Source organism: Modestobacter altitudinis (assembly GCF_005930475.1).
In the GTDB taxonomy this organism is placed as follows: domain Bacteria; phylum Actinomycetota; class Actinomycetes; order Mycobacteriales; family Geodermatophilaceae; genus Modestobacter; species Modestobacter altitudinis.
This window is the reverse complement of the sequence record NZ_SJEW01000064.1, coordinates 1-14,981: the sequence shown is the minus strand read 5'-3', so window position 1 is coordinate 14,981 and position 14,981 is coordinate 1. Positions and strand designations below refer to the sequence as shown.

Genomic DNA, 14,981 nt, shown 5'->3' with positions numbered 1-14,981 from the left:
GTCGAACGAGGCGCATCCCATGTCACGTCGGGGAGAGAAGGCGAACGTGCAGTTCTACCTCAACGGCTACCGCCCCGGGGACCCGCTCGTCGAGCAGCCACATCCCTCCGTGGCGGACCGGCCCGCGGGCGTACCGGACGAGGTCGACGTCCTGATCGTCGGGTGCGGGCCGGCCGGACTGGTGCTGGCCGCGCAGCTGGCCGCGTTCCCCGAGATCACCACCCTGGTGATCGACCGCCGCGAGGGTCCCCTCGAGATCGGCCAGGCCGACGGCGTCGCCTGCCGCACCGTGGAGATGTTCGAGGCCTTCGGGCTGGCCGACCAGCTCGTTGCCGAGGGCTACTGGGTCAACGAGGTGTCCTTCTGGCGACCGGACCCGGAGGCGCCTGCGCGCATCATCCGGACCGGCCGGATCGACGACGTCGAGGAGGGGCTGTCGGAGTTCCCCCACGTCATCGTCAACCAGGCGCGGATGCTGGCCTACCTCCGCGACGCGATGGCGCGCTCGGCCAGCAAGCTGGCGCCGACCTACGGGCTGCACGCGACCAGCCTCACCATCGATGCCGAGCCCGACCCGGAGCACCCGGTCACCGTCACCCTGCAGCACCTGCAGGACGGCAGCGAGACCGGCCGCACCTCCACCGTCCGGGCGAAGTACGTCGTCGGCTGCGACGGCTCCCGCAGCAGCATCCGGACGGCGATCGGCCGCGAACTGGTCGGCGACCCGATGAACCAGACCTGGGGCGTCATGGACGTCCTGGCCGTCACCGACTTCCCCGACATCCGGCTCAAGAGCGCCATCCTGTCCGCCAACCAGGGCAACCTGCTGATCATCCCGCGCGAGGGGGGCTACCTGGTCCGCCTCTACATCGAACTGGACCAGGTCAACGACCGGGAGATGCTGGACGAGCGCAGCGTGACGCCGGAGAAGCTGACCGCCGTCGCCAACCGCGTACTCCACCCGTACCGCATCGACGTGAAGGAGGTCGGCTGGTGGTCGGTCTACGAGATCGGCCAGCGGCTCTGCGACGGGTTCGACGACGTGCCTGCCGACGAGGTCGGTAGCCGACAGCCGCGGGTGTTCATCGCCGGCGACGCCTGCCACACGCACAGCGCCAAGGCCGGCCAGGGCATGAACGTGTCCATGGCCGATGCCTGGAACCTGGGCTGGAAGCTGGCCGGCGTCCTGCGGGGCACGGCCCGGCCGGAGCTGCTGCACACCTACTCCGCCGAGCGACAGGCCATCGCCCAGGAGCTCATCGACTTCGACCGCGAGTTCGCCGCCATGTTCAGCGCACCCCCGAAGGACTCCGGGGACGTCGAGGGCGAGGGCGTGGACCCGGCGGAGTTCCAGCGGTACTTCGCCGCCCAGGGGCGTTTCACCGCCGGGGTCGCGACCCGGTACACGCCCTCGATGATCACCGCCGGGACGGAGTTCCAGCACCTCGCCACCGGTTTCCCGATCGGCATGCGCTTCCACTCCGCCCCCGCGATCCGGCTGGCCGACGCGAAGCCCGTACAGCTGGGCCACGCCGCCCGGGCCGACGGCGCCTGGCGCCTCTACGTCTTCGCCGACCCCGCCGATCCGTCCTCGACCGACTCCCCCACCCAGGCGCTGTGTGACTTCCTGGCCGCGGAGAAGTCACCGGTCGCCCGGTTCACCCCGGTCGGTGCCGACCCCGACTCCGTCATCGACGTCCGGGTCGTCTACCAGCAGGGGCACCGCGCCGTCGCCGTCGATCAACTCCCTCCTGTGCTGCGGCCGAGGAAGGGCAGGTTCGGGCTCGTGGACCACGAGAAGGTCTTCTGCCCCGATCCGCGGGCAGGCGACCTCTTCGATGCCCGCGGCATCGACCGGGCGGCGGGCTGCATGGTGCTCGTCCGCCCCGACCAGTACGTGGCCGCCGTGTTGCCCCTGCACGCACACGACGAGCTGGCCGACTTCTTCGCCGGCGTGCTGGTCGACGTCCGCTGACCTGGTCGGCGGCGTGCCACCAGCGGTGCAGTAGGAGGCGGTGGACGGCGATCGGCGCGACCGGCTGACCGATGCCGCGGTGGCGCCCGACATCGGGCGCCATCCTGGTCAGCACGTCGTCGCCCCGGCGGGCGGCTGCGTCCGCCGTCGTCCGCCCCGGTACGTCGTCGTCCGGACCGCGTTGCTGTACCCGTTGCTGTACTCCTGCCCGGTCGGGCAGGTGCTTCCACGAGCGGGTGGCCGGGAAGGCCGCCCCGGCCCTCCACTGGCGGCCTGCCTCGACCTCCACGTCAGGGGCTCGTGGAGAACGTCACCAGCCGGAGCGTCTCGGGCAACCCCCGGAGCGAGGCGAGCAGGGCCGGGGTCATGCCCTGGTTGACGTCGGTCACGACGTAGCCGAGTTCCCCGCGGGTGGCCAGCACCTGACCGTCGACGTTGAGACCGTGCTCGCCGACCAGCGCGTCGACGCGCGCGAGGACGCCGGGCACGTTGCGGTGCAGCAGCGCGAACCGGGCCGCCGACGACCCGTGCAGGGCCACCGCGGGCAGGTTCACCGACAGCGTCGTCGCCCCGGTGCGGGTGTAGTCGGCCAGCTTGCCCGCGACGAACCGGCCGATGTCGTACTGCGCCTCCTGCGTCGACCCGCCCACGTGCGGAGTGAGGATGACGTTCGGCAGCCCGCGCAGCACGGAGTCGAACTGGTCGCCCTGCTCCCTCGGCTCGTCGGGGAACACGTCGATGGCCGCACCGGCGATGTGGCCGCTCTCGATGTGGTCGCGCAGCGCCTCGTGGTCGACCACGAAGCCACGGGAGAGGTTGAGGAACAGGCTGCGCCGGCGCATCCGGGCGAACTGCTCCACGCCGAAGAGCCCCGCGTTGCCGCCCCGACCGTCGACGTGCAACGTCACCGTCTCCGCGCGCTCGAGCAACTCCTCCAGGCTGCCGCAGGCCTCGGCGTTGCCCAGCGCGAGCTTGTCCTCCAGGTCGTAGAACAGCACCCGCATGCCCAGGGCCTCAGCCACGACCGACAACTGGCTGCCGATGTTGCCGTAGCCGACGATGCCCAGGGTCCGGCCCCGGATCTCATGACTGCCGGTCGCCGACTTGTCCCAGATCCCCGCGTGCAGCGCGCGGTCCCGATCGCTGAGCCTCCGGGCCAGGCTGATGATCTCCGCGATGGCCAGTTCCACGACGCTGCGGGTGTTGGAGTACGGCGCGTTGAACACCGCCACCCCGGACTCGGCCGCCGCGGCCAGGTCGATCTGGTTGGTGCCGATGCAGAACGCGCCGACCGCCGCCAGCTCCGGGTGACCCTCCACGACGGCACGGGTGACCTGCGTCTTGGACCGGATGCCCAGCAGGTGGACCCCGTCCAGCGCAGCAGCCAGGTCCGCCTCGTCCAGCGCTCCCCGCAGCGACTGCACCTCGTACCCGGCCGAGGACAGCGACTCCACCGCCACCGGGTCGATGTTCTCCAGCAGCAGGGCCTTGGTCATCTCGGGCAGTCTCCTCAGGTCTCGCGGTCTTGCCGATGCTCGCAGTCACGCGTGGGCCCGTCGATGCCGCGAGCGAGGTAGGCATCCTGCAGTACACGGGGTACCCGCGGCGCTCGGACTGGCGCCCGACGGCGATCGAGCGTCGACGCCGGACGGGCCCAAGTGGGGCCCGGCCGGCCGGCACTCAGGCGGCGCCGACGCCGCGGTGTACCCCGCTGGACTGCGCGATCTGCTCCTCGCGGTCCTGGGTGGCCATCCGGGTCAGCGCGGCACCGGCTTCGGCGTCCCGGGTCAGGGTCTCCCCGGTGCTCGGGTCGAACACGTGCACCTTCCGGCTGTCACTCTGCGCCGCGGCGGAAACCGTGAGACCACAGTTCCCTACGGTCCCGCCTTCGCCGCCGGGTTCCTCGTCGCTGCCAGTGTCTGACTCTCAGCCAAGAGTCGACTCCGACCGAACGACCAGGATGTGCGGCTCATCGGCAGGGCGCGGATCCCAGGAGCAGACGACGACCCGACCAAGGATGGGCGCCCTCTGCTCACGACTCCGGCAGCATGCTGGGTCCGAGCAGAGCCGGCCCCCTGCACCTTGGCGCTCCTCGGGCAGGGGCCCCTGGAGGACCTGCAGGGGGTCAGGGAGAACATCTTCCAGGCGACCGGCCCGGTGCCCGCCGGCACCATCCACGCCGGGTGGATGCGCTCCGACGACCACCGCGTCAACGTCCTCAACCCAGGGTGGGACCGCATCGGGATCGCCGTCCTCTGCGCCGATGACCGGTCGGTCTGGGCAACCCAGGAGTTCGGGCGCACCGCCGGGCACGGGGGCCGTCACCCCGGGACGTGCCCGTGCGCCAGGTGTCGGGCCGGACGTCGACCCGGCGGATGCGCACCAGGGGAGGCGGCTCGGAGCGCCGGAGCCGCGCTCACGGTGCGGGGTCGTCCCGGACGTGCAGGCTCGGCGGAGCGTCGGCCCCCTCCTGCAGCCAGCGGTGCACACCGGCAGGGTCCCGTCGCGTCATCTCGTCCAACAGCAGCTCGCGGGCCAGGGTCGCTGCTGATCGCTCATCGGGGTCCGTCGCCGTCGAGAGGACGACCTCGGACAGCCGCCACTGCTCGACCAGTGCCGACATCGGGACGGCGCCCAGCCAGTCCTCCAGCACCCTCGCGTCCTGCATCGTCGACGTGGCGACCCGGTCGTCGTCGGACAGGTCGGCGAGCCATGCCGCCAGCACGACCGCCCCGGTCAGCAGCACCGTCATGACCATCACCCCACCGACAGCCCCGAGCTCGCTGGCTCCCGCCACGAACAGCACCAGCACGGCACACCCGGCGCCGGCGGACAGGACGAAGCGGCGGGCTGCGACCTGCGCCGGGAAGCCGGGGTGCGCCAGAGCCACCTGACTGGCTGCGAGCAACCCGACAGTGGGCGCGGCGGCCAACGTGACCAGTGGCGGGCTGAACAACGCCCCCATGATCGCCGTGCTGAGAACCGCCACCAGGCAGACGCGCCGACACACCGACCCCAGCCCCCGGCGCCACGTACCTCCCGTGTGGACCTCTCCCCCACTCGACTCCGGGGACATCCCTGTCACCTCCACACCACGGTGGCGCGCACCACTCCTCCGAGTGTCCCGGTCCGGGCCGGGAGCCGTGGCCCGGAGTCGGGTCACCAGCCAGATCGTCACGACAACGCAAAGTCCCGCACTCGTTGACCGATGACCGGCTGCAGACCCACGCTGCACGCGCCCACGTGGACGGGGACAGCGGGAACCCAAGGGGGTGGCACCGTTCGACCCCCTACCACGGACGCGACGCCCCGATGCCCAGGTCCGTCCCGCAGGAGCGGTCCTCGTCCACCTCCTGCGGACGGAAGTAGACGGTCGAGGCCGTCACGTCGTCGCTGTACGCCGTCGCCGTCGCCGTCTCCGGGACGGCGCCGACTGCGGCTCCGCCGGACGCGATGGAGAAGCGGACGACCCGGGTGAACTGGCAGTCCGCCGCCACCGACTCGATGCTGAACTGGACCGGCGGCCGCCTGGCGCCACGGACGATGTCGTCCAGCCCGCCGGCGCCCGTGGACCCCTCGACGAGGTCGATGATCCCGCCGTCACCCTGCAGCTCGTCGTTGTCGTTCTGCGCGTGCACGTGTCCGGACACCGTCTGCCGCACCTGGCCGGGCAGCACCTCGCGCACCTCCTCAGCCGCCACCGGCCCGTGCACCACGAAGATGTCGACCGCCCGCGGGTCCGCGACGGGCTCCAGGTCGAGGCCGGGGGCGGTCGCTCCGGCGGCCCGTGCCGCGGTCCCGTCAGCCGGCCCCGGATCGGCTCGACTCTGATCGGCACCAACGGCCTCCCGCACCGCCTCCCGTTGCAGTCGGTCGACCACCGCGGGGTCGTCCGCCCCGAAGGCACCGGGAGCGCCATAGACCCGCGGGTCCGACAACCCCGCGATGGTCAGCCCCTATGCCTCCACCACGCCCGCGCCCACCTCGTAGCCGTCCTCGGTCGCGAGCTTGGTGCCCAGGACGGTGACCCCAGGGACGGTGCCCATGACCTCCAGGGTCGCCGGGGAGTCGTGGTTGCCGGCGACCCAGAGCATCGGTGCCCGGGCCGTCAGCGCCTCGACCGCCTGCAGGTAGGCAGGCGTGAGCTCCTCGCGCGTGCCGAACTCGCTCTCGTCGCCGGCGTTGAGGACCAGGTCGACGTCGTAGCTGGCCGCGTACCGGGCCAGCAGGGGGTAGTTGGCCGCCAGGTGCATGTCGGAGATCGTCATGATCCGCAGCGCGGTCCCGGGCGTGCGATCGTCCTCGATGTCCGCCTGCAGCGCCGCCTGGATCCCGATCACCGATCCCAGGACGTCGAAGGCCTTGGACCGCTGCGAGTGGTAGGCGCTCAGCTCGCCGGGGAAGAGCTGAGCCGCCGCGAGCGTGCCGGTCAGCCGCGACTCGCGCACCCACTCCTCGTTGTAGGTCAGCGCACCGTAGGCGACCACGACGCCGGTCGCGACGCCGGCGGCGGCGAACTGCTGCAGCCGCCACCGCAGCTCGTGGGCGCGCCGAGGATCGCCGCGCAGGTACCGCACGGACATGGTGACCGCAGCCGCGATCGCCAGCCCCACCGCCAGCCCGAGGAACAGCTCGCCGGCCAGCCAGCGGGCGATCAGCGGCACCTGGGCGGCGAAGTCGGCCTGCAGCCGTTGCACGAATGCGGGGACGTCGCCGCCGGCGAGCCGGGTGAGCTCGAGGACGTCGACGTCCTCCGGACGGACGTGCACCCCGAACGGGACGCCGCTCACCTCCGGGAGCTCCCAGCTGCCCAGTGTGGTGTCGGCGGTCAGCCCCGGCCGGGTGAACAGCGAGCCCTGCACCTGGAACGGCACGCCCTGCACCGTGGCGTGGTACGGGAAGGCCCGCAGCGCCGCCGCGGCACACGTCACGGGGAGCGCGATCCGCAGCAGCCACCGCAGGGTCAGCAGGCGGGGAGCCGGGCCCGATCCGGCCCCCGCCCGCATCGCACCGGTGGGTTGGACCCAGCAGTGGCGGGTGGGCAGACTCAGGGACGTGCCCCGGTCCGTGCTGGTCATCGAGGACGACCCGAGGATCCGACGCATCGTCCAGTTGACCCTCGAGCGCGAGGGGCTGCAGGTGATCGAGGCCGCGAGCGGTGAAGCCGGGCTGGAGCGGCTCGCCGAGCAGGACTTCGACGTCGTCCTGCTGGACCTCATGCTCCCGGGGCAGGACGGCTTCGAGGTCTGCCGGGCCATCCGCCGGACCTCCAACGTGCCGGTCATCATGGTGACTGCCCGCTCCGACAGCCACGACGTCGTCGCCGGTCTCGAGGCGGGGGCGGACGACTACGTGTCCAAGCCCTTCGTGCCCAAGGAGCTCTCCGCCCGGATCCGGGCCCTGGCCCGGCGGACCCGGGTGCCCGAACCGCGGCTGCACGTGACCGTGGGTGAGGTGGTGATCGCCCCGTCCGACGGCACCGTGACCCTGGACGGCGAGCTCGTGAACCTCACCCGCACCGAGTTCAAGCTGCTCTGCGAGCTGGCCGCCGAACCAGGCCGCGTCCTCAGCCGGGAAGAGCTCCTCGAACGCGTGTGGGGGTACGACTACTTCGGTGACTCCCGTCTGGTCGACGTGCACGTGCGCAGACTCCGCAAGAAGGTCGAACGGGACCCGGCCAACCCCGCCGTCGTGCTGACGGTGCGCGGAATGGGTTACCGAGTACCTGCATGACCGCAGTCACCGTCCGCCACTCCTGGGCCGCCTTCTCGCCCCGGACACTGCGCGGCCGGGCGACACTGGCGTTCGCCGCCATCACCCTGGTGGTCTTGCTGATGATGGCGATCGCCGTGTGGACCGCGGTGTCCCAGTACCTGCTGCTGCAGAGGGAGCGCACGACGCTCGCCCAGACCGGCGCGAACGCCGCCCAGCTGCAGGGTGGACTGTCCTCGGAAGGCCTGACGGTGCCCCAACTGCTGGCCCAGCTCCCCCGCCAGACAGGGTCCACCTCGCTCTACGTCGACGACGGGGAGTGGACCACGACCTCCCTGCTCGTGGGCCGCGACGACCTGCCGCGCGCCCTCGTCGACATGGTCGTCGAGGGGACCCCGGCGCGACAGCGGGTGGGCACCCAGGACGGCACCGCCCTCGCCGTCGGCATCCCGCTCGCCGGCCTCCAGGACGCCTACTTCGAGGTCTACCCGCTGGAGGAGCTGGACAAGACGTACCGGGTCCTCGGCACGGTGCTGTCCCTCGCCGTGCTCGCCTCGGTGCCCCTGTCCCTGGCCGTGGGCTGGTGGAGCACCCGGCCCACGCTGCGGCCGCTGGAACGTGTCTCCGATGCCGCCCAGGCCATCGCCGACGGCGATCTGAGCGCTCGTCTCGACCCGCGGGGCGACCCGTCACTGGAACCGTTGGCGGCGTCCTTCAACCACACCGCGGCGTCGCTGGAGGAGAGGGTGCGCAGCGACGCGCGCTTCGCCGCCGACGTGAGCCACGAGCTGCGGACCCCGCTCACCGCCATGCTCGGCGCGATGTCCCTGGTGGATGACCACGTGGACCGGTTGCCCGACGACGGTCGGGAGGCCCTGGCGCTGCTCCGCTCCGAGGTCCGCGGCTTCGAACGGCTGGTGTCGGACCTGCTGGAGATATCCCGGGCCGACGCCGGCAGCACCGACCTGGTCCTGGAGGACGTGCGGGTCTGCGAGCTCGTCCAGGAGGTGCTGGACCGGCGTGTCCTGGCCGGCCGGGCCCCGGTCACGATGAGCGCGGGCGGGGACGCCGGCGGACTCGTCGTCCACGCCGACAAGCGCCGCCTGGAACGGGTCCTGAGCAACCTCATGGACAACGCCGACACACACGGCCAGGGGTTGCGAGCGGTCAGGGTCCGCCGTGCCGCCGACCAGGTGCTGCTCACCGTCGATGACGGCGGACCCGGCGTGCCCGCCCAGGAACGGGCCCGGGTCTTCGAGCGGTTCGCCCGGGGCACCCGCAGCTCGCGGAGCGAGACGGCCGGTGCCGGGCTCGGCCTCGCGTTGGTCGCCCGGCACGTGTCGGCGTTGGGGGGCACGGTCGACATCACCGAGAGCCCGGCAGGCGGCGCCCGGTTCACCGTCGCGCTGCCTCTGGAGGGGCACTCGTGACAAGGCTGCCTCTGGAGGGGCACTCGTGACAAGGAGGACGGCGGCCATGGCGGTGCTCGCTGTGCTGCTGTGCGGTTGCGGCGTCGGGACCCAGGACCGGCCGGAAGCCCTCGGGTTCTCCGAGACGCCCTCGGCCAGCCGGGCGGACGACGTGCCGAGCGGCACGGCAGACGTACAGGTGTACTTCGTGCGCGGCACCCGGCTCGAACCGGTGGTCCGCTCGGCCACCGCCGAGGACCTCCCGACGTCGTTGGAGGCCCTGGTCGCCGGCCCCGGGCGCGCCGAGGTCCTCGCCGGGCTGCGCACCGCGATCGCCCCGGAGACGGAGCCGACGCTGACCTCCTTGCCCGACGGCACCGTGCAGGTCGACCTGCCGCGGGAGCTGACCGGCCTGACCGGCGGGAACCAGTTGCTCGCCTTCGCGCAGCTGGTGTGGACCCTCACCGACGTCCCGCCGGTCCGCGCGATCCGGTTCACGTCGGTCGGCGCCCCGGTCGAGGTGCCGACCGACAGCGGGCTGACCGGGGAGCCGGTCGACCGGGCCGACTACGCCTCGGTGGGTCCCCCGTCGGCGGCTCAGCCGTCGGCTACCGACTGAACCGGCCGGGCCGACACAGGACCGTCGTCCGGCCGACCCGGCACATGACGGTTCCTTGACGACATCCCTGCTGGCCGGGCGAGCACCGCGGGGGCGTCGGAGGCTGACGGAGGAACCGCCGGACGGTCGTGGTCCGTGCCGGCCACCAGCCCGGACGTCGAGGAAGGAGCTGACCGCTGCGATGACCGTGCCGACCGGGCTGCCGGGCGTGGGCAGGTTCACCACCCGTGCGCTGCTCGGCCTCGCCGGCGTGGTCCTCGGCGCGGTGCCGTTCCTGGTCCTGCTCGTCCTCGTCCAGTCGCACTGGGCTCCCCTGGCCGGGCTCGACGGGGACGTGGCCGGACGGTTGAACGAGGTCGTCAGCACCTCGCCCGCGACCGTCGGCGTGCTGTCCGTGCTCACCGACCTGGGCGGAACAGGCACCGCTGTCTTCCTCCACCTGGTGCTCGCGGGCTTCCTCTGGGTGCGCGGCCGGCGTCGGCTCACCTGCTTCGTGGTCGCGAGTGGTGTCGGTCTGGCGCTCATCGTCCCGCTGGCCAAGGCGCTGGTGGACCGGGCCCGCCCGGTCGTGGCGTCCCCGGTCGTCGACCTGCCGTCCAACGCCAGCTTCCCCAGCGGGCATGCCATGACCTCGCTGGTGACCTGGGGCGTGCTCGCCTGCGTGCTCGCCCCGGGGGTGGGTCCGCGCGCCCGCCCGTGGGTGTTCGTGGTCGCGTCGGTGGTCGTGGTGGTCGTCGGTCTGACCCGGCTGGCGCTGGGCGTGCACTTCGTGACCGACGTCCTGGCCGGGTGGGCGATCGGACTGGCCTGGCTGGCGGCCTGCACGTCGGCGTTCCGCGTCTGGCAGACCGACCGGCGGGTCGCCGCTCACGAGGCCTGGGACCCGCTGCGCCTGGAGCCGGATCCGTCCCTCGCCGCGGCACCGCTGGCGTCGGGCACCGCGTCCCCGACGCCACGGACCTGGCTGCGGGTGACCGGCGTCGCGGTCGTGCTGCTGGTCCTGCTGAGCGGTGCCGGTGTGCTCGTCACGCAGCAGGCCGGGGCGCTCCTGGCCATGGACGTCACGGTCGTGCGGTGGTTCGCCGAGCACCGCAGCGCCCAGCTGACCGACCTGGCCCGGGCCGTGAGTCAGCTGTCCGGCACCCGCACCGTGGTCATGGGCGCCCTGGCGGCTGCCGCGCTCGGCCTGGCCGTCTCCTCCAGTTGGCGGCCGGTTCGATTCGTGACGGTGACCGTGCTGGGCGAGGTCGTCCTCTACTTCCTCGTCGCGCAGGTCGTCGAACGCGCCCGGCCTGGCGTTCCCGACCTCACGCACGGGCTGCCCACCGGCGCCAGCTGGCCCTCCGGGCACGTCACGGCCGCCATGGCCCTCTACGGCGCCGCGGCCGTGCTGTACGCGACCTACACGCGAGGGCGCTCCCGCTGGGCGGTCCTGGCCGTTCCGCTGCTGGTGGCCCTGGCCGTGGCCACGTCGCGGCTGTACGTCGCCGCGCACCACCCCACCGACGTCGTGGCCGGCCTCGTGCTCGGCGGCACCTGGACCGCTGCCTGCGCCTGGCTGCTGCTCCCCGAGTGCCACCACCCGGGCCACCACGTCGCGACGTCCCGCCCGGCCGTGCCGGGCGGCCGACCCACCACGAGGAGAGCACCATGACGACGCAACGACGAGCGACCGTGCCGGGACGACGCTGGCTCCTGGCCGTCACCGCGGTGGCGGTGACAGGGGTCGCCGGGTGCGGCGAGGACGCCCCGCTGAACACGCCTCCGGACGAGGTCCGGGGCGGGGCCATCGGGCCCGATGCGCCGGTCAGCGAGGACGTGAAGCTGCTGCAGGTCCAGCTGGAGTACCCCCTCGACGGGGTCTACGAGGTCGGGGAGGACGCACGGCTGTTCCTGGGGATCGCCAACACCGGGACGACGGCGGCCACGCTCACCGACGTGAGCGGCCCGGACTTCACCGACGGCGCCAGCGCGGACGGCGGGGACGTCGACGTCACGGTGGCCCCCAACGACAACGTCTACGTCGGCGCGGAGGGCATGCCGGTCATCGTGCTGGAGGACCTGGACACCGAGCTGCGCTCGTCGGAGTCCATCCCGGTGACGTTCACCTTCGAGGAAGCCGGTGAGGTGACGGTCGATGCGGTGGTAGCGGCCGAGAGGCAGGACCCGCTCCCGACCTACGACTTCCCCGACCCGGCCGAGGACCCGTCGCCGGACGTCGGTTGAACAGGTCCACCGACGTCCTCAGGACCAGCTCGTGACGGGTTCATGACAGCCACGACGTACCCGCCCACCGACGGGTACGCACCCGGCACCGGCGGTCCGCACCCCGCGCCGCCGCACCGAGACGGAGGAGTGACATGACCATCGCAGCCGACATGCTGGGCACCTACCCGAAGGACCTGGGCGGCATCGACCGCACGGCGCTCGTCACCTGCATCGACGCCTGCCTGGAGTGCGCCCAGGCCTGCACCGCCTGCGCCGACGCCTGCCTCAGCGAGGACATGGTCGCCGAGCTGACGACGTGCATCCGGACGAACCTCGACTGCGCCGACGTCTGCGCGAGCACCGGCCGCGTCCTGTCCCGGCACACCGGCTTCGACGCGGACCTCATCCGCGCCGTGCTGGAGGCCTGCGCAGCCGCCTGCTCGAGCTGCGGGGACCAGTGCGCTGCCCACGCGGAGATGCACGAGCACTGCCGCATCTGCGCCGAGGCGTGCCGCCGGTGCGAGCAGGCCTGCCGTGCCTTGATGAGCGCACTGGGCTGACCCGGCCCGCGGTCCGGCCACCGACCGGTGACCGGGCCGCGCATGCCGGGAGGACGCGTCGCCTCCCGTGATGCCGGAGCGGCCTCGTCGCTGCCCGCGACCATCCCGATCGCCCAGCACCTCGCGCAACGCGGCGGGGCGTCGCAGCACCCGGAGGTGCGCGTGGCCGCGGCCACGCTGGCCGCGGCCCTGACGGATCTCGCCCAGCTGGTCGACCAGCAGTTCCTGCACGGCGGCGGCGACACCTCCCAGGTCCTCGCTTCCTACGCGGCAGCGCACGGGCACGGGCGGTCCTCCTGACCGCGGCGCCTCAGGGCAGCTGCGCCGGCCACCGGCCGTCCAGCGCCAGGGCCACCTGCTCCCGCCACGTCCGTGCCTCATCTGCCGCGATCCCGCTGCTGTGCAGCGCCGTCTCGGCGAGCCGGTCGGTGTACCGGCGGACCAGGTCGTCGGCACCGCGGCCGCGAGCCCGCCAGGCGAACTCGCGCAGCAGGCCGGCCATCCGACGCAGCACCGCGGGTTGTCCTCCGGCGAACTCCAGCGGCTCCTCGACGACCAGCTCCACCAGCTCCACCAGCCGCCACCCCGGCAGGACCACCCGGACGGCACCGTCCTCGTCGCGCATCCTGCGGTCCTCCGCGGGCCGCACCGCCAGTTCGCCCAGCAGGGCCGACGCGTGCGACAGGGCGTGGACCGCGGTGGTCGGGTCGTTGATCCCGGGCGACAGGGCACGCACCGCGATGTCGATGATCTTGCGCAGGCCGTAGGCGACGTCCCGGCTGGCCGATCTCTCGTAGTCCAGCCGGACCGCGTCGTCCAGTGCGCGCTCCAGCTCCTCGACGTCCACCGTCCGCACGGTTCCCTCCGCCCAGGCGTGGGCCATCGGTGTGCCGGTGACCACGGCGTCGCCGATCCGCCCGGTCAGCCGGACGACGACCCCGGCGTCCCGCGCGGCGGCCACGGCCGCCGCCTCGTCCACCCCGATCAGGAAGCCGCTGGAGCGGGCCACCAGCGGCACCGCCGGCCCGGCGGCCGGGGGCAGGTCGGGCCCCGGGTCACCTGGGGCACCCAGTTCCGTGTCGATGGTGCGGGTCGCCTCGTCGTGCACGTCGCGGAGCATGGTCTCCACCCGCAGGGCCCGGGCCAGGTGGCCGAGGAAGAAGACCAGCGCCAGCACGCTGCCGAGGGTCAGCAGGTAGGCGACGGTGATGGACAGTCGCGGGACGAAGGCGCTGTCGTCCTCGGTGGCGCTCTCGGTCCGCACGGTGCGCAGCACGGTGAGCGCGTAGACGAACGTGAGCACCAGCTGGGCCAGCGTCAGCTGCACGACCCGGTCGGTGACGAAGGTCTGCAGCAGCCGCGGTGAGTACTGGCTGCTGCTGAGCTGGAGGGCGATGACGGTGAGCGAGAAGGTCAGTCCGGTCACCGAGATCAGCGAGCCGGCGATCGCTGCCAGCAGGTCCCGCGCTGCTGCGGCGCCACCGCCGAAGACGAACGTCAGCGGGTGGTCGTCGGAGTCCAAGAGCCCGTCCACCGCGGGGAGGAGCACCCCGAGCCCGATCGCCAGGAACACCCCCACGCACGGGATGGGCCACAACGCCCCACGCAGCGCGGCGACGACCGTCGAGACAGCGCCGCCTCGGCGCCCGGTGCGGTCTCCCATGCCGCGAGTCTCCCCGGGTCATCCCCCGGTGGCCCACCCGAGGGCGCTCGCCTCGCCGAGCGCCTCGAGCCGCTCGGCCGGGCCGGGCTCGCAGGGTGCTCAGCAGTCCTCGGGCGACGCCCCGGCCACGCCCTCCAGCGCCGACCAGTTGCCGATCTTGCCCTGCGGTATGACGCTCAGCGTCCCGTCGCTCTCCAGGACCACGGCAGCGACCTGGCTGAGGTCACCCGTGCCGGTCGCCCGGACGGCCTGACGCACCTCGTCGAGGGCCACCCGCTGCCCGGCGAGCGCGCTGTCGAGGGGCCGGCCGTCGCGCCAGACCAGGGTCGGCCGGGCCGTGACGACGGCACGCGCCCCCGACCGGTGCACCGTCACCCAGGCGACCACCGCCTGCAGCCCGGCCAGCAGGGCCAGGGCGGTCACCCCCTCGGACCACGAGACGTCGGAGCTCAGCAGGATGGTGGCCAGCGTCGAGCCGAGCGCGACGGTGACGACGAGGTCGAAGGCGTTGAGCTTGGCCAGCGTCCGCTTCCCGGACACCCGGAGGACGACGACCACGCTCAGGTAGGCGGCCGTCCCCACCGCGGCGACCCGCCCCACGTCCGACCACGAGTCCCACCACATGACGACCTCCCCCAGCCTCGACGGTCCCTCTCCTCCTCAGTGCCACCGGCGGCCGCGATCCAATGTGAAGGGTCCGTGACGGTTGCCCGGCGAGGCTGTCCTCCGGCCCACCCGGCTGCCACTGTGGACCGGCACCCCGGGTCAGGTGACGACCGTCGGCAGACGTCGTCCACCGCCCGCCCGACTCGATCCGAGGAGGACGCCATGACCC

At 72.9% G+C, this 14,981-nt stretch carries 15 protein-coding genes and 1 pseudogene; 9 read left to right on the top strand and 7 right to left on the bottom strand.

Translation table 11 applies throughout. The annotated features are described in order from the left end of the window. The first annotated feature begins 19 nt into the window (after positions 1 to 19). Positions 20 to 1,975 carry an FAD-binding monooxygenase gene (locus FHL79_RS19450; protein ID WP_246081015.1) on the top strand — a complete coding sequence of 652 codons (1,956 nt, stop codon included), beginning with the start codon at positions 20 to 22 and terminating at the stop codon, positions 1,973 to 1,975. Between the two features lie 290 nt (positions 1,976 to 2,265). Here the strand turns inward: FHL79_RS19450 and serA are convergent, their stop codons facing one another. Continuing rightward, positions 2,266 to 3,471, bottom strand: coding sequence for a phosphoglycerate dehydrogenase (serA, locus tag FHL79_RS19445; RefSeq protein ID WP_138760225.1), 1,206 nt, complete (start codon positions 3,469 to 3,471; stop codon positions 2,266 to 2,268). A 184-nt stretch (positions 3,472 to 3,655) separates the two neighbouring features. Continuing rightward, positions 3,656 to 3,793, bottom strand: coding sequence for a hypothetical protein (locus FHL79_RS19440; RefSeq protein ID WP_246081014.1), 138 nt, complete (start codon positions 3,791 to 3,793; stop codon positions 3,656 to 3,658). Between the two features lie 144 nt (positions 3,794 to 3,937). On the opposite strand from FHL79_RS19440, the pseudogene FHL79_RS26360 reads away from it, so the two are divergent. Then, a pseudogene (locus FHL79_RS26360) lies at positions 3,938 to 4,258 on the top strand (CAP domain-containing protein); the annotation flags it as partial. A gap of 133 nt (positions 4,259 to 4,391) precedes the next feature. On the opposite strand, the gene FHL79_RS19430 reads toward FHL79_RS26360, so the two are convergent. The 3 genes from FHL79_RS19430 to FHL79_RS25905 all read right to left on the bottom strand — a co-directional run bounded on the left by FHL79_RS19430 (position 4,392) and on the right by FHL79_RS25905 (position 7,053). Then, positions 4,392 to 4,964 carry a hypothetical protein gene (locus FHL79_RS19430; RefSeq protein WP_138760224.1) on the bottom strand — a complete coding sequence of 191 codons (573 nt, stop codon included), beginning with the start codon at positions 4,962 to 4,964 and terminating at the stop codon, positions 4,392 to 4,394. A 301-nt stretch (positions 4,965 to 5,265) separates the two neighbouring features. Continuing rightward, positions 5,266 to 5,676, bottom strand: a complete 411-nt coding sequence (locus FHL79_RS25910) for a hypothetical protein (protein WP_246081012.1) — start codon at positions 5,674 to 5,676, stop codon at positions 5,266 to 5,268. Between the two features lie 255 nt (positions 5,677 to 5,931). Continuing rightward, positions 5,932 to 7,053 carry a metallophosphoesterase family protein gene (locus FHL79_RS25905; protein ID WP_246081010.1) on the bottom strand — a complete coding sequence of 374 codons (1,122 nt, stop codon included), beginning with the start codon at positions 7,051 to 7,053 and terminating at the stop codon, positions 5,932 to 5,934. Here FHL79_RS25905 and FHL79_RS19420 point away from each other — a divergent pair. The 7 genes from FHL79_RS19420 to FHL79_RS19390 all read left to right on the top strand — a co-directional run bounded on the left by FHL79_RS19420 (position 7,031) and on the right by FHL79_RS19390 (position 12,783). Next, the gene (locus tag FHL79_RS19420; protein ID WP_138760223.1) at positions 7,031 to 7,708 is read left to right on the top strand and encodes a response regulator; all 678 of its coding nucleotides are present in this window, start codon (positions 7,031 to 7,033) and stop codon (positions 7,706 to 7,708) included. The genes FHL79_RS25905 and FHL79_RS19420 overlap by 23 nt on opposite strands. Then, positions 7,705 to 9,117, top strand: coding sequence for an ATP-binding protein (locus FHL79_RS19415; protein ID WP_138760222.1), 1,413 nt, complete (start codon positions 7,705 to 7,707; stop codon positions 9,115 to 9,117). Before FHL79_RS19420 ends, FHL79_RS19415 begins: the two co-directional genes overlap by 4 nt. A 46-nt stretch (positions 9,118 to 9,163) precedes the next feature. Then, positions 9,164 to 9,715: a GerMN domain-containing protein gene (locus tag FHL79_RS19410; RefSeq protein WP_138760221.1), complete on the top strand. Its 552-nt coding sequence runs from the start codon at positions 9,164 to 9,166 to the stop codon at positions 9,713 to 9,715. Between the two features lie 181 nt (positions 9,716 to 9,896). Next, positions 9,897 to 11,369, top strand: a complete 1,473-nt coding sequence (locus FHL79_RS19405) for a phosphatase PAP2 family protein (RefSeq protein ID WP_138760220.1) — start codon at positions 9,897 to 9,899, stop codon at positions 11,367 to 11,369. After that, the gene (locus tag FHL79_RS19400) at positions 11,366 to 11,941 is read left to right on the top strand and encodes a copper chaperone PCu(A)C domain-containing protein (RefSeq protein WP_138760219.1); all 576 of its coding nucleotides are present in this window, start codon (positions 11,366 to 11,368) and stop codon (positions 11,939 to 11,941) included. Before FHL79_RS19405 ends, FHL79_RS19400 begins: the two co-directional genes overlap by 4 nt. A 134-nt stretch (positions 11,942 to 12,075) precedes the next feature. Further along, complete coding sequence (locus FHL79_RS19395) at positions 12,076 to 12,483, top strand: four-helix bundle copper-binding protein (protein ID WP_138760218.1); 408 nt, start codon at positions 12,076 to 12,078, stop codon at positions 12,481 to 12,483. A gap of 42 nt (positions 12,484 to 12,525) precedes the next feature. Continuing rightward, positions 12,526 to 12,783: a hypothetical protein gene (locus FHL79_RS19390; RefSeq protein ID WP_138760217.1), complete on the top strand. Its 258-nt coding sequence runs from the start codon at positions 12,526 to 12,528 to the stop codon at positions 12,781 to 12,783. Positions 12,784 to 12,793: 10 nt separating this feature from the next. Here FHL79_RS19390 and FHL79_RS19385 read toward each other — a convergent pair whose 3' ends face one another. Both FHL79_RS19385 and FHL79_RS19380 read right to left on the bottom strand, forming a co-directional pair. Then, the gene (locus tag FHL79_RS19385) at positions 12,794 to 14,146 is read right to left on the bottom strand and encodes a DUF2254 domain-containing protein (protein WP_138760216.1); all 1,353 of its coding nucleotides are present in this window, start codon (positions 14,144 to 14,146) and stop codon (positions 12,794 to 12,796) included. Positions 14,147 to 14,245: 99 nt separating this feature from the next. Continuing rightward, on the bottom strand, positions 14,246 to 14,770 hold the full coding sequence (locus FHL79_RS19380) for a DUF421 domain-containing protein (protein WP_138760215.1): 525 nt from the start codon (positions 14,768 to 14,770) through the stop codon (positions 14,246 to 14,248). Positions 14,771 to 14,981 lie beyond the last annotated feature (211 nt).